The following is a 22,718-nucleotide window of genomic DNA, read 5'->3' on the forward strand; positions in this document are numbered from 1 at the left end:
CGGTTATGGGGGCACGCGACGACGAGGCAAGCACGCCTGTCCGGTCATCCTTGGTGACGGCTCGCCCGGCAAGGAGACATAGATGGTTCCGTTGTGGTTGCAGGCAGCGTTCTGGGGCTTCGTCGCCGGCGCGGCGTTGCTGATCGGCGCGGCGATCGGCTATTTCGCCAAGGTGCCCCAGCGGGTGATCGCCAGCATCATCGCGTTCGGCAGTGGCGTGCTGATCTCTGCGCTCTCCTTCGAGCTGATGGACGAGGCCTACAAGCGCGGCGGATTCGACTCGACGGCGATCGGTTTTTTGGGCGGTGCGATCGTGTATTCGGCGGTCAACTGGTATCTGGCGCGCAACGGCGCCAAGCATCGCAAGCGCTCCGGCAACCAGCAGCCATCGGAGAGCCAGCAAGGCGGCAGCGGCCTGGCGATCGCCGCGGGCTCGCTGCTCGACGGCATTCCCGAGTCGATCGTGATCGGCCTGAGCATGCTCAAGGGCGGTGCGGTAAGCCTGGTGGCAGTCGCGGCGATCTTCCTTTCCAACATTCCCGAGGGCCTGTCCAGCGCCGCCGGCATGCGCAAGGCCGGACGTTCGATCGGCTATGTTGCCGGCGTGTGGGTAGGCATCGCGGTGATTTCGGGCATCGCTTCACTGGTCGGTTACGCGGTGTTCCAGCACTTCTCGGTCGAGGTGGTGGCGGCGACCACGGCGGTGGCCGCCGGCGCGATCCTGGCCATGCTGGCGGACACGATGATGCCCGAGGCCTTCGAGCACGCGCACGACCTGGCCGGACTCATCACGGTGGTGGGGTTCCTGGCCGCGTTTGTGCTCAGCAAGCTCGGCGGCTGAATGCCGCGGCTAGCGCAGCTGGCTGTCCTTGCTGCCGCGGCGGTTGTAGCCGCTCACCGCGCGCTGCGCCTTGTCCTGCGCCTCCTGGCAGGCCACGCACAGCCGCACGCCGGGCACGGCCTTGCGCCGGGCCTCGGGAATCGGCGCATCGCACTCCTCGCAGTGGCTCAGGCTCGGCCCCTGCGGCAGCATGCTGCGCGCGCGCTTGATCGCGTCCTTCACGGTCGCGTCGATCTGGTCCTGTACGGCGCCATCGCCGGCCCAACCGATCGCCATGGCGGTCTCCGGAAACAAGTCGGAGCACGAATGTTACCGTGGCGCCCGTGAACGCGGCCCCGGCAGCGGAGTCAAGCATGCCCCTCACCAGCGCCGGCATCCTGATGTACCGCCTGGACCAAGGGGTGCCGCAGGTCCTGCTCGCCCATCCGGGCGGTCCGTTCTGGCGCCGGCGCGATGAAGGCGCATGGATGCTGCCCAAGGGCGAGCTGCTGCCGGATGAGGACGCCGAGGTGGCTGCACGGCGCGAGTTCGGCGAGGAGCTCGGCGCACCCGCCCTGGGTCCGCTGCATCCGCTGGGACGCCTGCGCCAGCGCGGCGGCAAGTGGGTCGAGGCGTTCGCGCTGGCCGGCGACTTCGACACCGCCGCGTTGCGCAGCAACATGTTCGAGCTGGAGTGGCCGCCGCATAGCGGCCAGCGTGCCAGCTTCCCGGAAATCGATCGGGTCGCCTGGTTCACCCTGGCCCAGGCGCGCGGGAAGATCCTGCCCAGCCAGTCCGAGCTGATCGACCGCCTGGAGGCTCACCTGGGACGCGGGGGATAGCCACGGGCCGACACCGGCTCACGGCAATGCGCTCACGCCCCCTGGCCCGACGCTTCGCTTGAATGCGCCGATGGCGGCCAACGGCCAATCCCCGAAGCTGTTGTGTGACGGCATGCTCGCCGGCCTCGCCCGTTGGCTGCGGGCTGCCGGCTACGACACCGGGCTGGCGCCGGCGGGGGCCGTGGATCGGGCGGTGCTGGATACCTGCCGCACGCAGTCGCGCATCCTCGTCACCCGCGACCGGCACCTGGCCGCGCATGCCGGCCGCGGCATCGAGGTGGTGCTGCTGACGGCCGACGGACTCGACGCACAATCCGGGGAATTGTCCGCGGCTGTGTGCCTGAACTGGAATCGCGCGCCCTTCACCCGTTGCCTGCTCGACAACACGCCACTGCACGAGGCAACGCCCGACCAGCGCATGCGGTTACCACCGCGGGCGTGCGGGTTGCCCGGCCCATTCCGTGCCTGCCCCGCCTGTGGCCGGGTCTACTGGCCTGGCAGCCACGTGTGGCGCATGCAGGCGCGGCTGGAGCAGTGGCAGGCGCGTCGCCGGCCCTGGCCGGGCGATTGACGCTCGCCGCGCTCAGGCGACCACGACGCCTTCGCCCTGCTTCCCCGCCACCACGCAGTTGCGCCCGGCGCGCTTGGCACGGTAGAGCGCCTGGTCGGCATCCATGAGCAACTGGCGCAAGTCGTAGCCCGACTCGCCGGTACAGGCCACGCCGAAGCTTGCCGACACGGGAATGCCCGGGTCTTCCCCGTCGCTGAGGATGGCGACGCTGTGACGGATCGCCTCGGCGCGCTCGATACCGCTCTCCATCCCGCACTCGGGCAGCAGGACCCCGAACTCCTCGCCGCCTAGGCGGCCGAACACGTCGGTCGAACGCACGTGTTCCCGGCAGGCGGCCACCGCGCGACGCAGCACCTGGTCGCCCGTCGCATGGCCATAGGTGTCGTTGATCAGCTTGAAGTGGTCCAGGTCGATCAGCACCAGGCAGGCGCCGCGGGATGAGCGCTGGGCGTAACGCAGTGCGTATTCCGCCTCGCTCATGAAATGCTTGCGGTTGTAGATGCCGGTGAGGCTGTCGCACTGGGCCATGCGCATGAACGCGAGCTGCGAGCGCTTCAGCCGCAGCAGCCAAAGGCCGATCGCCAGCAGCCCCAACGCCAGTATGGCGATGTATAGCCGGCTGGCCTCCACCGCCTTGCGGTCAAGTGCCTGCTTCAGCTGCAGGATCCTGTTCTGCTTGTCCAACGCGTCGACCTGCACCTTCTTCGCCTGGACCTGCTGCTTGACGATCTGAAAGGCCAGCGCCTTGGCGCTGACGTCGTCGAGGTAGCCCTTGTCGGCCTCCATGTAGCGCCTGTGCCAGCCCAGGGCGGACTTGTAGTCGCCGCGCTGCTGATCGATCTGGTAGAGGGTCCTGCAGGCCATGCGCAGCGGATCGGTGAACTCTCCGGGCGCACTCGCCTGCACGGCCGCCAGGGCGTAGGTTCGCGCCTTGCCCGATTGCCCCATGGCCAGGTACGCCTGCGCAAGCAGCGCGTCGAAGCGCAGCGTGGTGATCAGGTAGCGGTCATGGCGCACGCTCGCATAGTGCTTCTCAAGCAGGGCTGCCGCCTCGGCCGGATGCCCGGCCTTGATCAGCACACTGGCCATGTCGGCGCGCAGCGCATTGGCGAACACCGACTCTCCAGCCCGGGCGCAGTCATCGATGGCGTCTTCCGCCTGCGGATCGTCCTTGCCCCATTGGCCGCTGCTGTAGCGCGCGTGCTCGATGAAATACGAGGCCTTGCACGCGGTCTCCCCCGGCGGGATGACGTCCAGCATCTGCCTGGCGTAAGCCTTGCCCAGATCGTACTGGCCCGCCGCGGTGAGCAACTGGGCGACCTCGCCGAGCCCCTGCCAGCGCAGTTCGCGGTCGGTGACGCGCGGCAGTTGCTCGATCAACTGGTTGAGCTGGACGAACGCGTCCTCGTAGCGGTGCACGGCGCCGAGCACGTTGATCAGCGTTGCCGTCGCACGGAACCGTAACCTGGCATCCGGCGCCTCGCGGATGATGGCCGTCAGCGAGGTTCGCGCCGCACGGTAGTCCCCCAGGTAGTCGAGCTGCCATGCGTCCAGGTACTTCAGGAGGAGGCGCTGCTCGTCGCTGAGCCTGGCTTCGCGCAGGTGCAACTGATCGAGAAGGGCAATGAAGGCCGGGTTGTCCGACGCCTTGAGGTGGTCCGCCCGCGCCAGCATCCGGCTGGCTTCGGCGGACTCGGGCACGCTGGACCCCATGACCTGGCCGAGGAAAAGCGCCAGGCAACACGCGACGCCCGGCAACCAGAGCCAGCTCCGACGAAAACCGGACGCGAGCGGGGCCACAACCGGACGTCGCAACCGATACCGGTCAGACGATGCCATCCCGATCAGGCGGCAGCTCCTCGCCTTCCTCCTCGTCGGCCGGCGCCTCTTCCTCTTCGCTCGGCATGATCACGCTGAACTGTGCCCCCGCACCCATCAAGGACTGGAGCTCTGCGCTATCGCCGGCCAGCATCGCGGCACGCATGGTCTCGTCGATCCGTTCCGCCGCCAGCACCCGCTCCAGCGTCTGCCGGGGCGCATCGCGCAACGCGGCGTCGCTCCCCAGCCTTTCGAGGAAATCGATCACGTCCGTCATAGGTGTCCCCATTCTCCGATAGCCGGCGCCCGGTACCGCCCCCGCAGCCACTGCACGCCCTTGCCGATCATATCCTGCTTCGCTGCCGTTGAGCGGCCGCCGGCAAAATGTCCTGGCGGCTAGGTCGCAGCCTGCGCCGAGGCGGCATCCAGCGCCGCCAGCCGCGCGCGGATCTCCTGGTCCGGCTCCATCGGCAGCGCCGGCCGTATGGCCAGGGTATCGGCCATGCCGAGCTGCGTTTCGGGCAGCGCGCGCAGCGTCGTGCGGTCGATCCGGGGCTGGCCGATCGGTAATGTCGCGGCCTGGTAGACGATCACCTCGTGCTCCAGCGGATAGTCGCGCGCCAGCACGTCGACCAGCACCTGCCGGTACGCCGCGCCGGTCGAGAAGCGCTTCAGCGAACGGTCGCCGGCAAGGCCGGCCTGCCACAGGATCAGCCAGGCGCTCGGATCGATGCGGCGGCGGTAGATGAGCAGCTGGCTCGCCTCGAAGTGCTGGCAACCGCAGGTTCCCGGGTCGATGCCCAGGTCCGCGTACAGGCAATCCTCGGCCGAGATGCCCGGCTCCATGCGTGCGTGATAGCCCTCGCTGCGCGCCGTCTCGATGGCTTTGTGAGGCACCCAGGCGAACACTCCGGGATGGCCGTAGAACACGCCGCACACGCGCCTGCCCGCGCGCACCTCGGCGAGCATCGCGTCCACCATCTGCCGGTACGTGCGCATGCGCGACTTGCCATGCGCGTAGTACGGCTGCAGGCTGCGCACGTCTGCGTGCATGCGCTGCAACCAGCGCTCGACCAGGCCGTCCGACACGCCGGCGAAGACCACGTCCGCCTGGTCGATGTAACTGCGCGCCAGCGGGCTGATGTGCGAGCCCAGGGTCATGCCGATGCCGACGCAGACCAGGCATCCGTCGGGTTGGTGCGTACCCATGCCCGGCTCCCCCGTCCGGCGGCGCAACGGCCGATGGCGCCGAGTGTGCCAAAACGACGCCAGGCGCGTCATTCAACGACGTACGCCGGCAGCGCCCGCATCACGCCCGGGTTCCTAAGGGGCCGCTTTTCCTTCCCGGGACAGCTCGCCGAGGCGCGAGGCGGATTCGCTCGTTGCGCCCGGGCGCATCGGCATCACCCCAAGCTCAGGCGAGCCATCGGGCTCCTGCCGCATCCGTGGCGGCGACCCGCCGTAGGTCATCCAGCGCCACAGCCATTCCAGCGGACCGTACCGGAAGCGCGCCAGCCACAGATGGCTCAGCAGCACCTGCGTACCGAAGATCAGAACGCAGGCGCCGAGCACACCGGGCATGCCCCAGCGCGGGCCCAGGCCCAGCCCGATGCCGTAGAACAGCCCCACGCCGAGCACGCTCTGCGACAGGTAATGCGTCAAGGCCATGCGGCCCACCGGCGCCAGCACGCGCAGCCGGCGCTGCCAGGCGGGGCGCTGGTAAAGGAGCACAAAGCCAGCCGCATAGCCGATGCCCAGGGCCAGCGGAGCCACGCCGTCGAGCAGGCGAAGAGCCAGTAACCGCGCGCCACCCTGGAGTTGGGGCAGCGATCCGTGCGGGGCCGTGCCCGCCCATGAAAGCAGCCACGTCGCCACGCCGAGCGAGAGGCCCCACAGGCACAGGCGACGCAGCAGCGGCAGATGCTCGAGCGGACGCTGCAGCAGGCCACGCCGCCCCGCCCAGAGGCCGAGCAGGAAGCGGCCCAGCACGAAGCTCACCAGCGCCAGGCTGGATACGCGCTCCCAGCCGGAAAACATCAGGTTGGCATGCAGCGCGCGCGTCCACGAGGTCGACGTGAACGCCTCGACGCTGGCTGCGGACACCTCGGCCGGACCCGGCATGGCCGACAGCAATGGATGCATCCACGGCTTGAGCAGCGAGGGCAACGCGACCGCGCTCAGGATGCCCAGTGCGGCCAGCACGCGGTCGGGCAGCCGCACGAACGCCAGCATCAGCAGGCCGACCACCGCATAGGTCAGCAGGATGTCGCCCCACCAGACGAAGAAGCCGTGCACGGCACCGATGACGGCCAGCACCACCAGCCGCCGCGCGTAGCGGGCGATGCCGCCGGCGCCGCGCGCCCGGGCGCGCTCGAGCTGCAGCGCAAAACCCAGGCCGAACAGGAGGGAGAACAAGGTGATGAACTTGACGTTGACCAGCAGCTCGGTCATCGCGACGGCCACGGCATCGAATGCCGCGGTCGGCAGCGCCGCCTGGCGCGAAGCCGGAAGCAGGGCGTAGAGGCTCAGGTATTCGAGATTGACCAGCAGCACGCCGGCCAGGGCGAATCCCCGCAAGGCGTCGACCACCGTGTAGCGTTCCTTCGGTGCGACCGGGCTTTCGAGCGATGCCTGCATGTGTGGCCCCTGAAGGTTCTCGCTTGATTCTGACACCTCGGGCTGCCCTTTTATCCAGGCATTGCCTCCGTGCGCGGGCGGTATCGGTGCCTGCGCAGTGCCATTGCCTTGCGGCTCGTCGATGTGCATCGGGGCGAGCGCCACAGGCCGGAACGTCCAGATGCCTTTCCGGAGGATCTGACGCTCGTTGGGGGGCTGGACGAAGGTTCGCAGTGCGTGCCCCCACGGTGCATCGGGCGGAGATCTTCCAGGGTTCACGGCTGTGCCACACCGGGGGATGTGCAATAGCCCAAATCGATCCGGAGACGCACCGTGGCCAACATCCTTGACACCCTCAAGACCGAACACGACCGCCTGCGCGAGCTGTTCGCGCAGATTACCAAGACCGCCGACTCCGAGGCCGATGCCCGCCACGACCTCCTCAAGCAGATCGAGGCCCTGCTGATCCCGCACGCGAAGTGGGAGGAAACGGTGTTCTATCCCGCCTTCGAGGATCGCGCCGACCACGCACAGAAGCTGATCTACGCCGAGGCGATCCAGGAACACCGCGCGGTGGAACTTGCGGTACTGCCGGACATCCATGCCGCGGACGTCGATTCGCGGCAGTTCGCCGGTTCGGTGCAGGTTTGCGGCGAGCTCATCAAGCACCACGCGCACGAGGAAGAAACCAAGATGTTCGATGCGGTGCGCCAGTTGTTCAGCGCCGAGGAGCTGGCCGAGTTCGACCGCAAGTACGCCGACTGGAAGAACTCCTCCGGCGCCGACGCCATCACCAGCTACGCCAAGGTCAAAACCGCGGCGATGGCCTTCATGCGCAACCCGGATTCGCCGGCCTGATCGTCCGGCCGACCCGCCGTGGCCGCTGCGCGGGTGCGCCGGCGCGCGGCTTCTCGCGGGCGTCCGACCGATGAGCGAGTCTTTCGGAGCCACCGAAGCGTGGGTGATCCAGGCGGTGCAGTGGCTGAAACTGCTGATCGAGACGGTGGGCGCGGTCACCGTCGGCATCGGCATGTTGCTGGCCGTGTGGCAGTTCGCGCGCATGGTCGCCTTGCGCGAGGCCAACGATTACAACCGCATTCGCCTCACGCTCTCGCGCTACCTGGCGCTCGCGCTGGAGTTCCAGCTGGGCGCGGACATCCTCTCCACCGCCATCGCGCCGAGCTGGCAGGAGATCGGCAAGCTCGGCGCCATCGCCGTGATCCGCACGGGGCTCAACTGGTTCCTCTCGCGGGAGATGGTCGAGGAGCGCGAGGCGAACGCCGCGGTGGCACGCGCCCGGCACGCCGGATCGCCATGATGGAGGCGGTGAGCCGATGAGCGACCTGATCGACGCGCTGCAATGGCCGGCCATGGCGATCACCCTGGTGGCCGCCTGGCTGGTCGGTTCGCTGTCGCGGCGCAAGCGCACCTGGGGTTTCTGGTGCTTCGTCCTCAGCAACGTGCTGTGGGTCGCGTGGGGGTGGCATGACCACGCCTGGGCGCTGATCGGGCTGCAGGTGGGGCTGTTCCTGTTCAACCTGCGCGGGGTCTTCAAGAACGACGACGCGACGACGGGCTGACCACCTCGCCGTGCACCTGGGGCGGGCTTCAGCCCGCCGGCTCCTCGCCTGATGTGGCCGGTGGGCGAAGCCCTCCCTACGGGGCGCGTCTTGCCTGGCGCCGACGCAGCATCCACAACGCCAGCGCCGCGCCGGCCACGCCGAAGGCGGCGGTGCGCGCACGCGGCGAGCGGCGCACGTCGTCCAGCAAGCCTTCGGCCACGTTCACGCGGTCGGCCAGCAGCAGGAGCATCCAGTGACGCAGGTCGCTCTCGCTGCGCTGGAACGCACGACGGCGGATCCACCCGCTCACGCCGCTGGGCGGCACGCTGGTGCCGAACACCGGCGTGATGCCGGGCCGTTCGACCGAGTGGAACACTTCGACGGTACGCGGCTGCTGCGTGGGGCGGTCCCAGTGCACGCCTTCCAGCCGCGGCGGGGTGTGCTCCATCGGCACGGCCGGGCGCCGGGCCGGGTCGAGGTCCACGCCCCAGTCGGGGATGTGCGAATGGTCGGTCGCCTGGTTCATGGATCGAGGCCTCGTCAGTGCAGGTGGCTGGATGCCGGGGACACCGGCGCGGGTGTGTCGATGTGGGCGGCGCGCGGCGGCACCAGCACGGTCTTGATGCAGCCGTCTTCCTTCGCCGAGAAGCGGTGGTAGGCCTCGTCGACCTCTTCCAGCGGCACGCGATGGGTGATCAGCTCGCGCGGCTTGAGCCGGCCCGCGCGGATGTGTTCGATCAGGTGCGGCAGGTGGCGCTTCACGCTGGCCTGGTTCATGCGCAGGGTCAGGCCCTTGTTCATCGCGCTGCCGATCGGCACCAGGTTGAAGGTCGGCCCATACACGCCGACGATCGAGATGTTGCCGCCGCGGCGCGCCGAGTTGATCGCCCAGTGCAGCGCGGTGGCGGCACCGGCCTGCAGCTTCAGCTTCACCCCGGTCAACGTCTGCATGGCGTTTCCGTCGGCCTCGCAGCCGACCGCGTCGATGCAGACGTCGGCGCCCTGCCAGTCGGTCATCTTCTTGATGTGCACGGCCATGTCGTCCACCTCGCGGAAGTTGACCGTCTCGGCCTGGGCAAAGCGGCGCGCGAACTCCAGGCGATAGTCGTACTGGTCGACCACGATCACCCTGCCCGCCCCCATCAGCCAGGCGCAGCGCGCGGCCATCAGGCCGATCGGTCCGGCGCCGAACACCACCACGGTGTCGTTCTCGTGGATGTCGCCCATCTCGGCGGCCTGGTAGCCGGTGGGCACCACGTCGGTGAGCAGCACGGCGTCTTCGATATGGATGTCCGGAGGGATGACCGTCGGGCCGACGTCGGCGAAAGGCACGCGCACGTACTCGGCCTGGCGGCCGTTGTAGCCGCCGGCGGTGTGCGAGTAGCCGTAGGCGCCGCCGACCGCGGTCGCTTCGGGATTGACGTTTTCGCAGTTGCCGTAGAGCTCGCGCGAGCACGATGCGCAGGTACCGCAGAACACGTTGAACGGAACCAGCACGTGGTCGCCGACTTTCAGGTTGCGCACGTTTGCACCGACCTCTTCGACGATGCCGGTGAACTCGTGGCCGAAGATCGAGCCCACGCGCGTGTCCGGCACCAGCCCGTGGTAGAGGTGCAGGTCCGAACCGCAGATACAGGCGCGCGTGACCCGCACGATGGCGTCGTCCGGATGCTCGATCGCCGGCTCGGGTACATGGGCGGCCCGCACCCGGTAGGGCCGGCGATAGGTGGTGGCGAGCATGGCTTCTCCTCCGGGGGCGTGCGCTTCGATGCGCGGCAAGCTAACCATGCGCATGTCGTCGCAGCGGGAAGAGCCTGCGTGGATTTCCTCGCTGGAAGCAAGCGCCTGCCTGCTTGCCCATCAGGCAGGCAACGGCTGCGAAATGCTTGCGTCACTGTCACCAGCGCTGAACACGCGTCGCCCTATAAACAAGCTGAGCCTGCACCCCGGCAGGCCCGCAGGAGACACGCATGAACGACAACCGCATCGAAGGCACCGAGCACCAGGTCAAGGGCGCTGTGAAGGAAGGCGTCGGCAAGCTGACCGGCAACACGCCCAAGGAAGTCGCCGGCAATCTCGAAAAGAACGCCGGCAAGGTGCAGAAGAACGTAGGCCAGGCCCAGGACGAAATCGAGGACCTGGACGACTAAGAGCCCCCGAACCCGTCGCCCGCGCCCCATGAAGGGGCCGCGGGCGGCCCTGTAACAACCGACCCACGCAACCATCACCCGTGCGCGCGAAACATACGGTATGGCCACCGGCCATGCCGGTCGGGGCCCTACCGGGAGGCGCCCATGAAAACCCGCTGCGTGTTCAGCACCCCCGACCTCACCGCCGCGCGAGCCGCCATGGCGGCCGCCCGCCAGGCCGGCATCCCCGACGACAACATCTCGCTGATCGCGCGCGAGGACATCGAACTCCAACAGATCCCCGATCACCTGATGGTCGGCCGTACGGATTTCTATCCGGCCGCCGCCCGTGGCGCCGCCTGTGGCGGCGGCGCTGGCGTGTTGCTGGGGCTGATCGCGGTCGCGGTGCCGCCGCTGGGGGTGACGCTCGCCGGTGGCGCAGCCATCGCGCTGGCGGGTGCGGCGGTCGGTTGCTGGACCGGTGCGCTGGTCGGCACCGACGTGCCGGACGCCGTGCACCGCAAGTTCAAGGCCGAGATCGACGCCGGCCGCATCCTGGTCATCATCGATGCCACCCGTGACGACCTCACCGCCGCCTGCCCGGGCGTGCTCGCCACCGGTGCGAAGCACCTGCCGCTGCACGCGCACCCGGAGGTGCCGCAGCTGGCGGCCTAGATCATCGTCAGGCGCGGTGGTAAGGATGACCGGCCAGCAGCGTACTGGCTCGGTAGAGCTGTTCGGCCAGCACCAGGCGAACCAGCATGTGCGGTAGCGTGAGCGGACCGAGCGACCAGCGCTGGTCGGCACGCGCCAGCACCTCAGGCGCGTGGCCGTCGGGGCCGCCGATCAGGAAGGCCAGGTCGCGACCGGCCATGCGCCAGTTCGCCAGTTGGCCCGCCAGTTCCTCGCTCGACCAGGTCTTGCCGCGGCCGTCCAGGGCGATCACATGGGTGTCGCGCTGGAGCGCGGCGAGGATCGCCACGCCTTCATCGTGCATGGCGCGCACATCGTCGCGGCCCTTGCCACGGGCGCCGGGCTTGAGCTCCACCAGTTCAAGCGGGAGTTCGTGGGAGAGGCGCTTGCGGTATTCGGCGAAGCCCTCGGCCACCCAGCCGGGCATGCGTTCGCCGATGGCGATCATGCGCGCGCGCATGATCAGACGATGGAGGCGGCGCGCAGCGCCACCTTCGCTTCCTCTCCCCCATCCTTGATCAAAGACGGGGGAGAGGATTGAGTTGAGGGGACGGGGCTCGCGGGGATGTTCATGGGGAGGATGCTCTTAAAGCAGCACGCGCTTCGTAGCCGATGGATCGCAAGAGTGGCCCCTCACCCCAGCCCTCTCCCCGGAGGGGAGAGGGAGCAAAAGCTTGTGCTTCGTGGGCAATGACTCGCAAGAATGGCCCCTCACCCAACCCTCTCCGCGGAGGGGGGAGGGAGCAAAGGCTTGTGCTTTGGGGGCAGTGACTCGCAAGAATGGCCCCTCACCCCAGCCCTCTCCCCGGAGGGGGGAGGGAGCAAAGGCTTGTGCTTTGGGGGCATTGACTCGCAAGAATGGCCCCTCACCCCAGCCCTCTCCCCGGAGGGGAGAGGGGGCAAAAGCGCGCGATGGGTAGTAGACCGCGAGAGCGGGCCTCTCCTGGAGGAAGATGCGGCAAAAGCGTCAGCCAGCGCTCGCCGCATCCATCCCCGGCTCGCGGTCGCCCACCGTCCACAGGCGCTCCAGGCCGTAGAACTCGCGGATGCGCGGCAGCATGACGTGGACGATCACGTCGCCCAGGTCCACCAGGACCCACTCGGCTTCCTGCTCGCCCTCGACGCCCAGCGGCATCACGCCCGCCTTCTTGGCGAACTTGACCACTTCGTCGGCAATGGATTTGACGTGGCGGGCGGAGGTGCCCGAGGCGATCACCAGCAGGTCGGCGATCGAGGTTTTGCCGCGGACGTCGATTTCGCGGATGTCCTTGGCCTTGAGCTCTTCCAGCGCGTCGATCACGTGCTTGCGCAGGTCGGTGGTATCGGCCGCTTTGTTGGCGGCGAGGGAAGGCTGGCTACGGGAAGACGTACTCAAGCGGGGGTGCCTCGGGGCGTACTCAGGGCGCGGAATGGCGCCAGACCAGTATACCCGGCGCAACTCTATGGCACGTCAAGCGGGCGTGCAGCGGGCCGTGGCGTACTCCTCCATCAGCACGCGGACGAGCTCGGCGGCAGGCATCGGACGCACCCGCGCGGCGGCCTGGCCGCACCATTCCGAAAGCAGGTCGCCCCGCCCGGCGGCCGCGGCCGCACGGCGCAACGGGGCGGTCAGCGCGTTGAGGATCGGGTACGGCGGCAGCTCGGCGGCGAACGGCTGCATGGCTTCCACAAAACGGTTGCGCAGGCCCCGCGCGGCGCGGCCGGAGAAGCTGTAGATGGTGCCGATGCGGTGGTCCTGCGCCTGCGGCAGGTCGCGCTTCCACGCCTGTGCCGCGGCCGATTCCGGGCAGGCCAGGAACGCGGTGCCGAGCTGGCTGGCGTCGGCCCCGAGCAGCTCGGCCGCGCGCATGCCGCGCCCATCCATGATCCCGCCGGCGGCGATCACCGGGATGTCCACAGCCGCCACCGTGAGCGGCACCAGTGCGAACAGCCCGACCATCGCCTCCTCGGCCGCATGCAGGAACGTGCCGCGATGCCCGCCTGCCTCGGCGCCCTGTACGCACACGGCGTCGGCACCGCGCCCGGCCCATGCCCGCGCTTCGGCCACGCTGGTGGCGGTGCCGACCACGCGGATGCCCGATGCCTGCAACTCGCGCACCTGCGCGTGGTCGAGCACGTCGAAGGCGAAGCTCGCCACCGCCGGGCGCGCCTCGCGCAACGCTGCCAGCTGGTCGGAGAAGCGCGGCGCCCAGCGCGCGGGAAGCTCGGTGCGCACGTCCAGCCCCTCGCAGGCCATCAGCGCGTCGAGGCGCCGGCGCATCGTCGCCACCTGCGCCTCGTCGACGCTGAAGTCGTCGGGCAGGACGAACAGGTTGATGGCGAACGGGCGGTCGGTGGCGGCGCGGATCTGCGCGGCCTGGTCGAGCAGGGCCTGCGGTTCCAGGTAACCGGCGCCCAGCGAACCCAGCGCGCCGGCGCCGCTCACCGCGGCCACCAGCGCAGGCGTGTTGGAGCCGGACATCGGCGCCTGGATCAGCGGATGCACGACGCCCAGCGAGCGAAGGAAGACGGACATGGCGGACTCCTCGACGGCAGGCCGCCATTGTCGCGCCGGATCAGCCGTCGCGGTGCGGCTCCCCCGCCAGCGCGTACATGCGCTCGACTTCCCTTTCCAGCGCACCGGCCATCGACGCTCCGCGCTGGGTGAACAGGTCGGCGAGCAGCCGGTAGTAGGTCAGCGTGCCGTCGCGGCCGCCGGTGAAGCGGGCGAACACGCCGTGGCCCACTTCCGCACGCTCCAGGTCGCCGACGATCGCGCGGGCGTTGTGCAGCTTGTCGCAGCCGGACACCAGCAGCGTGTCGTCGGAGGCATGCGCCAGATGGTTCAAGTAGGCCTGCTTGCGGCGCAGCCAGTCGCGGCGGCGGGCACCGTCGTCGTCGAAGCCGGCCTTCGCCTCCGCCGTGGCATCGGTGCAGCCGAGCACCATGGCCTGCACGCGCTCGCCGAAGCGCTCGCCGATGGTTCCGGCATGCGCCTGTCCGCAATCCTCCACCACATCGTGCAGCAGGCCGGCGATCGCCTGGTCCTCGTCGCCACCGTGCTCGAGCACCAGGCTGGCCACGCCCAGCAGATGCTGGATGTACGGGATGGCGGTGCCCTTGCGGGTCTGGCGCGAATGGACGATGCGCGCGTAATCGACCGCGGCGGTAAAGCGTTCGCTGAGCATGGCTGTCCTCCCTGTAAAGGCGACAGCCTGTGCCTGGCCCGTCTCAGGAAGCGCGACGCATCGCGGGCGTGAGCAGGCGCCCACCCAGCGCGGCGTTCGCGCCGACCACCACGACGACCGCCAGTGCGTGCATCGCCAGGTCGGTCGCGGCCGCGTCGTATGCGTGGCAGATCTCCAGCAGGCTCGCCGACGCAGCGGCGCTGGCCAGGCCGACCATCATCGCGGTCAGCACTGGCCGCAGCGGGCAGGCGCGGCGCAGCAGCACCACCAGCAACGCCGAGAGCGGGACCGAGAAACCGATGATGAAGAACAGGCAGTCACCCGCCTCCGGCGCGCTGGCGACGTGCGTCGCCGGTGCGACCCAGCCGCGCAGGCAGCCCAGTCCACTGGCACCGATCCACAGCAGCGCCGGCGCCAGCGGCAGCCATGCCCACGCGACGCGGCGGCCCGGCACGCCCAGCGCGAAGGCGGCCCAGGCCGCGGCGATGGCGGTGAGCACGGCGCCGAGGCCTGCCCAGCCCAGGTCCGGCGCGCCAGCCCAGCGCGTCAGCATCGGCGCGCTGCCGTAATGGGCAAGCAAGGCGAGCGCGATGACCGCGACCACCGACAGCCAACCGAGCGTGCGCAACCACGGTGGGCGCAACCGGCGCACCGGCGCCAGCTCGGCGCCGAGCGAGGCGATCAGGTGGTCGTGGGCGTGCGGGTCGGCCATGACGTCAGTCGTCTCCGTGGATGCGGCCGCGCAGGGTCTTCAGCGCGCGATGCAGGTTGACCTTGAGCGCGCCGGTGCTGCGGCCGGTGCGGGCGGAAGCCTCTTCCAGCGAGAGTTCCTTCAGGCCCAACTGCTCGACCGCTTCGCGCTGGCCCGGCGGCAGCTCGGCGATCGCCGCGCGCAGGCGGCTCGCCTGCTGCACCCGGTCGCTCTCGCTGCTGGCGTCCCGTTCGTCCGGGTGCATGGCGACCGCGAGTTCGTCGCCGACCTCGCGGTGCGTCTGCCGGCCGCTGCGGCGCAGGCCGTCGATCGCGCGGCGGGCGGCCAGCGCGGACAGCCAGGCGTCGTAGGAACGGGACGGATCGTAGGTACGGCGCACGCGGTGGATGGTCAGCAGGGTTTCCTGCACGACATCGTCGAGGTGGTCGTGGGTCACGCCCTGGCGGCGCGCGACCGCGCGGATCAGCGCCACGGAATCGGCCAGCACGCGCTCGTAGGCACGCCGGTCGCCCGCCTGCGCGGCGGCCATCCAGGCGGCGCGTCGGCGTTCGGGAGTGTCGCTGGCAGGGTCGGCAGGCACGGCCGGGTCGACGCTCGCCCAGGGGGAAGAGCGCTCATCTAGGACCAGGGTGCCGGTGGCGGTCAAGCCCCGCATGGTGGGAACGCGTGTCGCATGCCCGGCATTCGCTGCATCCGTGGGTGCGGTTACCTCGTAGAACTTCGTGCAAGCGGCGCCGGGATGGTTTTCGGCAAGGCTTCCCCCGTCCGCCCTTCGGGCACCTTCCCCCGCCCACGGGGAAGGACCAGAGGGGCAACGCCACGCTACCGAGCCTTCCCCGTCCGCGGGGGAAGGACCAAAGCGCGGTGCCGCGCTACCGAGCCTTCCCCTGCGAACGCGGGGGAAGGTGCCGACAGGCGGATGGGGGCGCTCCTGGCCGGATGTAACCGCCCGCGTTTCGCGATCGAATACCTGGCATTCCTCCTCGGAAACCCACCCCATGCTGCTACTGATCCTCGCCTACCTGGGCGGCGTGCTGACCATCCTGAGCCCCTGCATCCTGCCGGTGCTGCCGTTCGTGTTCGCGCGCGCCGACCGTCCGTTCGCGCGCAACGGCCTGCCGATGCTGCTGGGCATGGCGCTCACCTTCGCACTGGTCGCCACGCTGGCGGCCGTCGGCGGTGGCTGGGCCGTGCGCGCCAACCAGTACGGACGCATCGTCGCGCTGGTGGTGCTGGCGTTGCTGGGTCTCAGCCTGCTTTCGAGCCGGGTGGCCGAGTGGATGACGCGGCCGTTCGTGGCGCTGGGCAACCGGCTCTCGCAACGTGCCGACAGCGAAGGCTCGGTGTGGTCCGCCGCCGGGCTGGGCATCGCCACCGGCCTGCTGTGGGCGCCGTGCGCCGGGCCGATCCTCGGCCTGCTGCTGACCGGCGCGGCGCTCAACGGCGCCAGCGTGCAGACCACGCTGCTGCTGCTCACCTACGCGGCCGGCGCGGCTACCTCACTGGCGCTTGCGCTGCTGATCGGCGGCCAGGTGTTCTCGTTGATGAAGCGCTCGCTGGGCGCCGGCGAGTGGGTGCGCCGCGCGCTGGGCGTGCTGGTGCTGGCCGGCGTGGCGGCGATCGCGCTGGGGTTGGACACCGGCCTGCTGACCCGCGTGGCGCTCGCCAACACCGGCGGGCTCGAGCAGAAGCTGCTCGACGCCACCCGCCCGCCGCCCCCGCCGGAGCCCGTGCACGCGGCCGGCACGCCACTGCCGGTGGAAGGCGAGATGCCGTCGCTGGCCGGCGCCACCGGCTGGCTAAACACGCCGCCGCTCACCCGCGAAGCACTGCGCGGCAAGGTGGTGCTGGTCGATTTCTGGACCTATTCCTGCATCAATTGCCTGCGCTCGCTGCCTTACGTGCGCGGCTGGTACGACAAGTACAGGGACCACGGGCTGGTGGTGATCGGCGTGCACGCGCCGGAGTTCGCCTTCGAGAAGGAGCCGGCCAATGTGGCGCGCGCGGTCAAGGAGCTGGGCGTGGACTATCCCGTCGCGCTCGATAACGACTACGCCATCTGGCAAGGCTTCGACAACCAGTACTGGCCGGCGCATTACTTCATCGACGCCAGGGGCGACATCCGCGCGCACCATTTCGGCGAGGGCGGCTATGCCACCAGCGAGGACCGCATTCGCGAGCTGCTCACCGAAGCCGGCTATCACGATCTTCCCGGCGGTTATGTGCAGCCGGGCAGCCGCGGCGCGCAGGCAGCCGGTTCGGGTGACCCGATGCGCTCGCCCGAAACCTACGTCGGCTATGCCCGCGCCGCGCACTTCGCCGGCGGCCAGGTGGCCCACGACGACGCCTGGGACTACCGCGCGCCGGCCACGCTGCTGCCTGGCCAGTGGTCGCTGGACGGTCGCTGGACCGTGCACGCCGAGAACGCGCAGCTCGAGCGCGCCGGCGGGCGCATCGTCTACCGCTTCCGTGGCCGCGACCTGCACCTGGTGCTCGGCCCCGGCGCCGACGGCAAGCCGGTGCGTTTCCGCGTCACTCTCGACGGCAAGCCGCCGGGCGCGGACCACGGCATGGATGTCGACGCGGACGGCTACGGCACGGTCACCGAGCAGCGCCTGTACCAGCTCGTGCGGCAGCAGCACGGCCGCGGCGAGCGGCTGTTCGAGATCACCTTCCTCGATCCGGGCGTGCGCGCGTACGCCTTCACGTTCGGCTGATCCGCTGGAGGTCGCCATGTCACGCACCGACGACATCGTTGCCATGGAACGGCGTCGTTTCCTGGGCGCCGCGCTCACCGGCGGCGCGCTTGCCGCGGTGGGCGGCGGCGTGCTGATCCCGCGGCTGTCCGCCCGCTCCGCGCCGGCCGCGCCGGTCGCCGCGAACGGCAGGGAACTGCTGCTGGAATGCTTTGCCGACGACGGCCATCACCTCGGGCCCTGCCACGTGCGCAAGCTGGTGCTTACCGATGCGCAGTGGCGCGAGCGCCTGCCGGAGGCCTCGTATTACGTGATGCGCCGCAATGGCACGGAACGCGCTTTCAGCGGACCGCACGAGCGGCCGCCGGTGCCCGGCCTGTTCCGTTGCCTGGCCTGCGACACGGCGCTCTACGACGCCGCTACCGAATTCGACTCGGGTACCGGGTGGCCCAGCTTCTGGCAGCCGATCGCGAAGCAGAACGTCGTCGAGAGCACCGACCGCATGTTCGGCTGGGAGCGCACCGCGGTCAGCTGCGCCGGCTGCGACAGCCACCTGGGCCACGTCTTCACCGACGGCCCCGAGCCGACCGGGCTGCGCTACTGCATGAACTCGGTGGCGCTGCGCTTCGTGCCGCGCGCCGGTTGACGGGCTTTCGGGCCGGAAACGTGACCGGCCACCAGCAACCCGGGGGCCGAGGCAATGCCCCCCCTGTCCGCCCTGCAGGCACCCTCCCCCGTGAACGGGGGCAGGAACGGAGGCTCGCGGGTCCGGTACAAAAGAGGGGGCGGCCGAAGCCGCCCCCTTCCACACGAGCCCGGCTCAGAACTTCTGCGTGTAGCCCACGTACCAGTAACGGTCCAGGTCGAGATTGGGATCGACCGAAGAGGCACTGTTGTAGCCCAGGCTGTTGGCCTGGTAGTTGATCGACGGCTGCCTGTCGAACACGTTGTTGATGCCAACGCGGAACTGCCCGTTCCACGGCGCGTTCCAGCGGAACTGCACGTCGTTGAAGGCGGTGGCGCCGTGCCGGTTGGCACCGACCTGGCCCCAGCTCGGGCTGGTGTAGGTCGGCTGGTTGCACTCGATGCCGGCGGTGGCATCCCAGCACAGGTCGCGCACGGCGCTGTAGTAGCGGAGTATCCAGGTAAAGCCGAAGTCGCCCCTGGACCAGTCCAGCGACAGGTTGGCGCGGTTGCGGTAGTAGGGCCACTGCCCGACTTCCTTGGCCACCACGGCATCGGGGCTGCTCTGCGACTCGTAGTCGGTCACGTAGGAGCCTTCCAGCGAGGCCACCAGCTGGCCGAAGGCGAATTCCGGCAGGCGGTAGTGCACCGAATAGTCATAGCCGGCCGTCTCCAGGTAGCCCAGGTTGGCGTTGCCGCGGTTGAGGTTGACCACCTGCAGCGTGGCCGGGTCGCGGCCGAACTGCGCGCAGTAGGTCGGCGAGCCCTGCTCGTAGCACTGCTGCAGCACGTAGTCCGCGCTGATCGGCGAGATCAGGTTGTCCACGCGGATGTGGTACCAGTCCAGCGACAGGTCCAGGCCGGCCACGTAGCCCGGGCTGTAGACCAGGCCCAGGGTCTTGGTCACCGCCGTTTCCGGCTGCAGGCCCGCGTTGCCGGCGCCGGCGTTGAACGCGGTCAGGCTCTGCGCGCCACCCGGCCCGGTGATCGGCGTCTTGTTCTGCTGCAGCTGGCGGAAGCCGCCGGGCACGCCGTCGGCAGCGCAGCGGGCCGCCACCGCGGGATTGGTCGCGGCCGAACCGTAGGCGCTGTCACAGGGGTCAAGGAAGGTGTCGAAGCTCTGCGAGCCGCCGCCGAAGGTGTCGTCCAGCGTCGGCGCGCGGAAGCCCTCGGCATAGTTGCCGCGGACCAGCAGGTCCTCGATCGGTTTCCAGGTGAAGCCGTACTTGTTGTTCGTGGTGCTGCCGAAGTTGCTGTAGTGCGAGTAGCGGCTGGCGACGTCGACCGACAACGATTGTGCGCCGGGCAGGTCCTTGAGCAGCGGCGCGTTGAATTCCACGTAGACCTCGTTGACCCGGTAGCGGCCGGAGGTGGAGTTCGCCGCGAGGTCCGTGGTGTTGCCCGACTGGCTGGCGAGGTCGGGGTACAGGTAACCCTTTTCCTCGCGGCTCTCCACCCCGCCGGCGAAGGCGAACTCGCCGGCCGGCAGGTCGAACAGGCCGCCGGTGATGTTGGCGGTGAAGGCGCGCTCGGAGGAGCCGAAGCGGGTGCTGGTCAGCGCGTTGACGAACTCCAGCGCCTCCGGCGTGGACGCCGACGGACCGCCCGCGATATCGAACGGCGTGCACTGGCCCTGGTTCAGGCTGGTGCCCAGCGGCAGGGGTGCATCCGGCGTCCCGCACTGCACGACCCCGTCGGCGTTGAGGAACGAGGGGCCGAGTGCCAGTTCCATGGCCTGCCGGTTGAGATTGCCCGAGCCCGCCAAGGTGCCTTCGTTGCGGTTGTAGGACAGGCCCACGTCCCAGTTCCACTCGCGCTCGCCGACGTCGAACCAGCCTTCCAGGCCGGCGTCCAGGTGCAGCGTGTGCGTGCTGTTGCGGGTCTGGCGCGGCAGCTCGATGGTGCGCCGGTAGACCTCGAAGTCGGTGCCCGGGTAGGGATTGAAGTAGCTGTCGCCGGACAAGTACACCGGCGTGGAGAACGCGCCCGAACTGAACGGGTAGCCGGCGATCTGCGAGAACGCGCGGCGCTCGGAGTACATGCCCGTGGCCTTGAACGCGATGTTGTCGGTCAGGTTGTAGGTGCCGTGGGTGAAGACCGAGTTCAACGTGGTCGGGGTGCGCTCCAGCATCTGGCTCGAGGCGTTGAAGCTGTCCTCCGGCGCGCCCGTCCACGCGTGGTAATTGGCCGGATCATTGGAGGGGCTGGCGCCGGTGGTGGCGTCGTGGTTGAGCACGATGTCCAGGCCCGAGGCCGGGTCATAGAGCTCGCCCCAGGGCCCCAGGAACAGGCGTCCCTCGTGGTTCGGGCCGTAGTTGCTGGCGGTCAGCGGACGCGAGCGCGCCCAAACCGGACTTTGCTTGTTGTAGGTGTAGTTGAACACCACCGAGCCCCTGTCGCCCTTGGCACCCAGCGTGAGCGCGTAGTTGGTCGTCTCGCCGTCGCCCTTCTCGTTCTGACCGTAGGTGGCGTCGAACTGGGCGCCGGTGAAATCCTCGTTGAGGATGAAATTGACGACACCGGCGATCGCGTCGGAGCCGTACACCGAGGAGGCGCCGTCCTTGAGCACCTCGACCCGCTGGATCAGCGCGGCGGGAATGTCCGAGACATCGGTGTAGCCCGACACGCTGGTGGACCAGCGCTTGCCGTTGACCAGCACCAGCACCCGCTGGGCGCCGAGGTTGCGCATGTCGATGTAGGAGCCGCCCTGCTCCGAGTTGGACGCAAGCACCGAGGCACTGGTGAAGGCCGGGGTGCCGACCACCGTCATGCGCTGGACGATGTCGCCGACCGTGGTCAGGCCGGTCTTGCGGATGTCTTCCTGGCTGAGCACGAACACCGGCTGCTGCGTCTCCACGTCCACGCTGCGGATGCGCGAGCCGGTGACAGTGATCGTCTGCAACTGCTGGGCCTGCTTCGCATCCGGCTGCCCCTGTGCCGCCGGCGGATTCTGCCCCGTGGCGCTGCTGCTGCCGGTGGGCGCGTCCTGCGCGAAGGACGCCGTGCCGAGTACGGCGCCGGCGAGGGCCAAACCAAGTCTTACCGCCAATGCAAGTTTGTTCGAAACCAATGTCATGCAAGCTCCCCAGTCAAACGGATCGTTCCCCTGCTTTCGGTCGGACGGCGGCTCGCGACGGAATTCACGTCGCACCAACGGTCTTCTTTCGTCCGTGCGAACGGGATAACCACCGCGGCGTAACGATCGCGTCAACCAGCCGCCCGGCCGGGGGCGACGCGCATGGATGAGACCGTCACTGGAATAGCGATCGATGCCTAGTCGGGGCTGCCCGACTACGCAACGCGCTCACGCATCCGTAGCAACCGCGCGCTGGCAGGTTGGACGCGGTTCTGACGCGGCGCCAACGGAAGCATCCGGATTGCGGTCGTGCCTGCCCAACCACCACGTCTGGCGGCCGGAGGGCACGCCGGCTAGCGCTCGCGGTAGTCGTCGAGCAGGGCGGGGGCGTCCAGGATGCCCGGTGGCAGCAGCCAGCGCGGATCGCGCCCGGCCCGCAGCAGGTCGCGGATGCGGGTGGCGGAGATCTCCAGCGGCGTGACCTCGAGCGCCACGACCATGCCCGCCGGTGCCGCGTGCAGCCGTCGCGGGTCGGACACCAGACGGGGCCCGATTTCGCGGGCGAGTTCGCCAGGCCACTCGCCTCCATGCCCCGGGCGGGTCAGTACCGCGATGTGTGCAAGCCCGAACAGCGCCTGCCATCGGTGCCATGCGGGCAACCCGGCAAAGGCGTCGGCGCCGACCAGCAGCACCAGCGGCCGGTCGCCCACCTCACTGCGGAGCTCCGTGAGCGTATCGACCGTGTACGAGGCACCGCCGCGGGCCAGCTCGCGGGTATCCAGGCCCAGACGATCCTGGCCCTGCAGGGCCGCACGCAGGAGGGCGACGCGGGTGGCGGCATCGGCGATGGGAGGGGGGCGGTGAGGCGGGACCGCGGCGGGCATCAGCCGCACCTCGGCGTCGAGCAGCTCGGATGCTTCCCACGCCACCGCCAGATGGGCGATGTGGACCGGGTCGAAGGTGCCGCCGAGGATGGCTAGGGGACGCATGGGAGCCCTGCTCCCTCTCCTCGCCGGGGAGAGGGTTGGGGTGAGGGGCCACGCCACGTCGAAGCGGGCATCGGGCGAGGGACGATCCGGCTTTGCGGCTTGGCGTCAATCGACACCACCGCGAGCCCCGACCCCTCGCCCCAGCCCTCTCCCCGGCGGGGAGAGGGAGCAGAGCGCGCGTTCATCCCAGCGCCGCGGCGGCGCGCGGCTCGGCGATGGTGGCGATCAGGCGCTCGGCCTCCAGCCACGGCTCGCCCCACTCGCGGCCCTTGGCCATGCGGTCGATGCGCGAAGCGCGGGCCAGGCAGGCCAGCCAGTGCTCGCGCGGGGCGCGGCGCAGGGC

At 69.6% G+C, this 22,718-nt stretch carries 25 protein-coding genes; 10 read left to right on the top strand and 15 right to left on the bottom strand.

The annotated features are described in order from the left end of the window. The first annotated feature begins 82 nt into the window (after positions 1–82). Positions 83–841, top strand: a complete 759-nt coding sequence (locus tag ACFWZU_RS12090; RefSeq protein WP_439701757.1) for a ZIP family metal transporter — start codon at positions 83–85, stop codon at positions 839–841. 9 nt (positions 842–850) lie between these two features. On the opposite strand, the gene ACFWZU_RS12095 is transcribed toward ACFWZU_RS12090, so the two are convergent. Next, a complete protein-coding gene (locus ACFWZU_RS12095; RefSeq protein ID WP_439701758.1) occupies positions 851–1,117 on the bottom strand; it encodes a DksA/TraR family C4-type zinc finger protein in 267 nt (88 codons plus the stop codon). A gap of 77 nt (positions 1,118–1,194) precedes the next feature. Here ACFWZU_RS12095 and ACFWZU_RS12100 point away from each other — a divergent pair, with 77 nt between their 5' ends. Both ACFWZU_RS12100 and ACFWZU_RS12105 read left to right on the top strand, forming a co-directional pair. After that, positions 1,195–1,662, top strand: a complete 468-nt coding sequence (locus tag ACFWZU_RS12100; RefSeq protein WP_439701759.1) for an NUDIX domain-containing protein — start codon at positions 1,195–1,197, stop codon at positions 1,660–1,662. A 70-nt stretch (positions 1,663–1,732) separates the two neighbouring features. After that, the gene (locus ACFWZU_RS12105; RefSeq protein WP_439701760.1) at positions 1,733–2,233 is read left to right on the top strand and encodes a Mut7-C RNAse domain-containing protein; all 501 of its coding nucleotides are present in this window, start codon (positions 1,733–1,735) and stop codon (positions 2,231–2,233) included. Between the two features lie 12 nt (positions 2,234–2,245). On the opposite strand, the gene ACFWZU_RS12110 is transcribed toward ACFWZU_RS12105, so the two are convergent. The 4 genes from ACFWZU_RS12110 to ACFWZU_RS12125 form a co-directional block, all read right to left on the bottom strand. Then, positions 2,246–3,934 (bottom strand): diguanylate cyclase, encoded by a 1,689-nt coding sequence (locus tag ACFWZU_RS12110; RefSeq protein WP_439701761.1) that lies wholly within the window; start codon positions 3,932–3,934, stop codon positions 2,246–2,248. A gap of 124 nt (positions 3,935–4,058) precedes the next feature. Next, the gene (locus ACFWZU_RS12115) at positions 4,059–4,328 is read right to left on the bottom strand and encodes a hypothetical protein (RefSeq protein ID WP_439701762.1); all 270 of its coding nucleotides are present in this window, start codon (positions 4,326–4,328) and stop codon (positions 4,059–4,061) included. Between the two features lie 119 nt (positions 4,329–4,447). Beyond that, complete coding sequence (locus tag ACFWZU_RS12120) at positions 4,448–5,260, bottom strand: SAM-dependent methyltransferase (protein ID WP_439701763.1); 813 nt, start codon at positions 5,258–5,260, stop codon at positions 4,448–4,450. 114 nt (positions 5,261–5,374) lie between these two features. Next, positions 5,375–6,688: a DUF418 domain-containing protein gene (locus ACFWZU_RS12125; protein ID WP_439701764.1), complete on the bottom strand. Its 1,314-nt coding sequence runs from the start codon at positions 6,686–6,688 to the stop codon at positions 5,375–5,377. A gap of 312 nt (positions 6,689–7,000) precedes the next feature. On the opposite strand from ACFWZU_RS12125, the gene ACFWZU_RS12130 reads away from it, so the two are divergent. From ACFWZU_RS12130 to ACFWZU_RS12140, 3 genes are all read left to right on the top strand, one after another. Further along, a complete protein-coding gene (locus ACFWZU_RS12130; protein ID WP_439701765.1) occupies positions 7,001–7,525 on the top strand; it encodes a hemerythrin domain-containing protein in 525 nt (174 codons plus the stop codon). Between the two features lie 70 nt (positions 7,526–7,595). Continuing rightward, the gene (locus tag ACFWZU_RS12135; protein WP_439701766.1) at positions 7,596–7,985 is read left to right on the top strand and encodes a DUF1622 domain-containing protein; all 390 of its coding nucleotides are present in this window, start codon (positions 7,596–7,598) and stop codon (positions 7,983–7,985) included. A 16-nt stretch (positions 7,986–8,001) separates the two neighbouring features. Then, positions 8,002–8,247 carry a hypothetical protein gene (locus ACFWZU_RS12140; RefSeq protein WP_439701767.1) on the top strand — a complete coding sequence of 82 codons (246 nt, stop codon included), beginning with the start codon at positions 8,002–8,004 and terminating at the stop codon, positions 8,245–8,247. A gap of 76 nt (positions 8,248–8,323) precedes the next feature. On the opposite strand, the gene ACFWZU_RS12145 is transcribed toward ACFWZU_RS12140, so the two are convergent. Both ACFWZU_RS12145 and ACFWZU_RS12150 read right to left on the bottom strand, forming a co-directional pair. Continuing rightward, complete coding sequence (locus tag ACFWZU_RS12145; protein ID WP_439701768.1) at positions 8,324–8,755, bottom strand: hypothetical protein; 432 nt, start codon at positions 8,753–8,755, stop codon at positions 8,324–8,326. Positions 8,756–8,769: 14 nt separating this feature from the next. Then, positions 8,770–9,969 (bottom strand): zinc-dependent alcohol dehydrogenase, encoded by a 1,200-nt coding sequence (locus ACFWZU_RS12150; RefSeq protein WP_439701769.1) that lies wholly within the window; start codon positions 9,967–9,969, stop codon positions 8,770–8,772. Between the two features lie 230 nt (positions 9,970–10,199). Here ACFWZU_RS12150 and ACFWZU_RS12155 point away from each other — a divergent pair, with 230 nt between their 5' ends. Both ACFWZU_RS12155 and ACFWZU_RS12160 read left to right on the top strand, forming a co-directional pair. Next, positions 10,200–10,379 carry a CsbD family protein gene (locus ACFWZU_RS12155; RefSeq protein ID WP_439701770.1) on the top strand — a complete coding sequence of 60 codons (180 nt, stop codon included), beginning with the start codon at positions 10,200–10,202 and terminating at the stop codon, positions 10,377–10,379. 144 nt (positions 10,380–10,523) lie between these two features. Continuing rightward, entirely contained in the window at positions 10,524–11,033 is a 510-nt protein-coding gene (locus tag ACFWZU_RS12160) for a hypothetical protein (RefSeq protein ID WP_439701771.1), read from the top strand. A 7-nt stretch (positions 11,034–11,040) separates the two neighbouring features. Here ACFWZU_RS12160 and rlmH read toward each other — a convergent pair whose 3' ends face one another. The 6 genes from rlmH to ACFWZU_RS12190 all read right to left on the bottom strand — a co-directional run bounded on the left by rlmH (position 11,041) and on the right by ACFWZU_RS12190 (position 15,459). Next, complete coding sequence (gene rlmH / locus ACFWZU_RS12165; RefSeq protein ID WP_439701772.1) at positions 11,041–11,511, bottom strand: 23S rRNA (pseudouridine(1915)-N(3))-methyltransferase RlmH; 471 nt, start codon at positions 11,509–11,511, stop codon at positions 11,041–11,043. A 507-nt stretch (positions 11,512–12,018) separates the two neighbouring features. Further along, on the bottom strand, positions 12,019–12,363 hold the full coding sequence (gene rsfS, locus ACFWZU_RS12170; protein ID WP_245188154.1) for a ribosome silencing factor: 345 nt from the start codon (positions 12,361–12,363) through the stop codon (positions 12,019–12,021). A gap of 138 nt (positions 12,364–12,501) precedes the next feature. After that, entirely contained in the window at positions 12,502–13,566 is a 1,065-nt protein-coding gene (locus ACFWZU_RS12175) for an NAD(P)H-dependent flavin oxidoreductase (RefSeq protein ID WP_439701773.1), read from the bottom strand. A gap of 40 nt (positions 13,567–13,606) precedes the next feature. Beyond that, positions 13,607–14,218 (bottom strand): HD domain-containing protein, encoded by a 612-nt coding sequence (locus ACFWZU_RS12180; protein ID WP_439701774.1) that lies wholly within the window; start codon positions 14,216–14,218, stop codon positions 13,607–13,609. Between the two features lie 43 nt (positions 14,219–14,261). Then, positions 14,262–14,930 (bottom strand): NrsF family protein, encoded by a 669-nt coding sequence (locus ACFWZU_RS12185; protein WP_439701775.1) that lies wholly within the window; start codon positions 14,928–14,930, stop codon positions 14,262–14,264. A gap of 4 nt (positions 14,931–14,934) precedes the next feature. Then, positions 14,935–15,459 (bottom strand): RNA polymerase sigma factor, encoded by a 525-nt coding sequence (locus tag ACFWZU_RS12190; RefSeq protein WP_439701787.1) that lies wholly within the window; start codon positions 15,457–15,459, stop codon positions 14,935–14,937. A gap of 469 nt (positions 15,460–15,928) precedes the next feature. Here ACFWZU_RS12190 and ACFWZU_RS12195 point away from each other — a divergent pair, with 469 nt between their 5' ends. After that, entirely contained in the window at positions 15,929–17,647 is a 1,719-nt protein-coding gene (locus ACFWZU_RS12195) for a cytochrome c biogenesis protein DipZ (RefSeq protein WP_439701776.1), read from the top strand. A 16-nt stretch (positions 17,648–17,663) separates the two neighbouring features. Further along, a complete protein-coding gene (gene msrB / locus ACFWZU_RS12200; protein WP_439701777.1) occupies positions 17,664–18,272 on the top strand; it encodes a peptide-methionine (R)-S-oxide reductase MsrB in 609 nt (202 codons plus the stop codon). A gap of 174 nt (positions 18,273–18,446) precedes the next feature. Here the strand turns inward: msrB and ACFWZU_RS12205 are convergent, their stop codons facing one another. After that, a complete protein-coding gene (locus ACFWZU_RS12205; RefSeq protein WP_439701778.1) occupies positions 18,447–21,386 on the bottom strand; it encodes a TonB-dependent receptor plug domain-containing protein in 2,940 nt (979 codons plus the stop codon). A 353-nt stretch (positions 21,387–21,739) separates the two neighbouring features. Beyond that, positions 21,740–22,375 (bottom strand): nicotinate-nucleotide adenylyltransferase, encoded by a 636-nt coding sequence (nadD, locus tag ACFWZU_RS12210; RefSeq protein WP_439701779.1) that lies wholly within the window; start codon positions 22,373–22,375, stop codon positions 21,740–21,742. Between the last annotated feature and the right edge of the window lie 343 nt (positions 22,376–22,718).

The organism is Frateuria sp. GZRR33 (assembly GCF_051900425.1).
Classification (GTDB): Bacteria; Pseudomonadota; Gammaproteobacteria; order Xanthomonadales; family Rhodanobacteraceae; genus Frateuria_A.

Excerpts from the sequence above, each read along its gene's own strand:
- ACFWZU_RS12195 (WP_439701776.1), top strand. The coding sequence starts at position 15,929 with ATGCTGCTACTGATCCTCGCCTACCTGGGCGGCGTGCTGACCATCCTG.
- rlmH (WP_439701772.1), bottom strand. The coding sequence starts at position 11,511 with ATGCGCGCGCGCATGATCGCCATCGGCGAACGCATGCCCGGCTGGGTG.
- msrB (WP_439701777.1), top strand. The coding sequence starts at position 17,664 with ATGTCACGCACCGACGACATCGTTGCCATGGAACGGCGTCGTTTCCTG.
- ACFWZU_RS12125 (WP_439701764.1), bottom strand. The coding sequence starts at position 6,688 with ATGCAGGCATCGCTCGAAAGCCCGGTCGCACCGAAGGAACGCTACACG.
- ACFWZU_RS12160 (WP_439701771.1), top strand. The coding sequence starts at position 10,524 with ATGAAAACCCGCTGCGTGTTCAGCACCCCCGACCTCACCGCCGCGCGA.
- ACFWZU_RS12090 (WP_439701757.1), top strand. The coding sequence starts at position 83 with ATGGTTCCGTTGTGGTTGCAGGCAGCGTTCTGGGGCTTCGTCGCCGGC.
- ACFWZU_RS12155 (WP_439701770.1), top strand. The coding sequence starts at position 10,200 with ATGAACGACAACCGCATCGAAGGCACCGAGCACCAGGTCAAGGGCGCT.
- ACFWZU_RS12150 (WP_439701769.1), bottom strand. The coding sequence starts at position 9,969 with ATGCTCGCCACCACCTATCGCCGGCCCTACCGGGTGCGGGCCGCCCAT.
- ACFWZU_RS12100 (WP_439701759.1), top strand. The coding sequence starts at position 1,195 with ATGCCCCTCACCAGCGCCGGCATCCTGATGTACCGCCTGGACCAAGGG.
- nadD (WP_439701779.1), bottom strand. The coding sequence starts at position 22,375 with ATGCGTCCCCTAGCCATCCTCGGCGGCACCTTCGACCCGGTCCACATC.
- ACFWZU_RS12095 (WP_439701758.1), bottom strand. The coding sequence starts at position 1,117 with ATGGCGATCGGTTGGGCCGGCGATGGCGCCGTACAGGACCAGATCGAC.
- ACFWZU_RS12105 (WP_439701760.1), top strand. The coding sequence starts at position 1,733 with ATGGCGGCCAACGGCCAATCCCCGAAGCTGTTGTGTGACGGCATGCTC.
- ACFWZU_RS12190 (WP_439701787.1), bottom strand. The coding sequence starts at position 15,459 with ATGGCCGCCGCGCAGGCGGGCGACCGGCGTGCCTACGAGCGCGTGCTG.
- ACFWZU_RS12180 (WP_439701774.1), bottom strand. The coding sequence starts at position 14,218 with ATGCTCAGCGAACGCTTTACCGCCGCGGTCGATTACGCGCGCATCGTC.
- ACFWZU_RS12115 (WP_439701762.1), bottom strand. The coding sequence starts at position 4,328 with ATGACGGACGTGATCGATTTCCTCGAAAGGCTGGGGAGCGACGCCGCG.
- ACFWZU_RS12205 (WP_439701778.1), bottom strand. The coding sequence starts at position 21,386 with ATGACATTGGTTTCGAACAAACTTGCATTGGCGGTAAGACTTGGTTTG.
- ACFWZU_RS12175 (WP_439701773.1), bottom strand. The coding sequence starts at position 13,566 with ATGTCCGTCTTCCTTCGCTCGCTGGGCGTCGTGCATCCGCTGATCCAG.
- ACFWZU_RS12140 (WP_439701767.1), top strand. The coding sequence starts at position 8,002 with ATGAGCGACCTGATCGACGCGCTGCAATGGCCGGCCATGGCGATCACC.
- ACFWZU_RS12120 (WP_439701763.1), bottom strand. The coding sequence starts at position 5,260 with ATGGGTACGCACCAACCCGACGGATGCCTGGTCTGCGTCGGCATCGGC.
- ACFWZU_RS12145 (WP_439701768.1), bottom strand. The coding sequence starts at position 8,755 with ATGAACCAGGCGACCGACCATTCGCACATCCCCGACTGGGGCGTGGAC.
- ACFWZU_RS12135 (WP_439701766.1), top strand. The coding sequence starts at position 7,596 with ATGAGCGAGTCTTTCGGAGCCACCGAAGCGTGGGTGATCCAGGCGGTG.
- ACFWZU_RS12185 (WP_439701775.1), bottom strand. The coding sequence starts at position 14,930 with ATGGCCGACCCGCACGCCCACGACCACCTGATCGCCTCGCTCGGCGCC.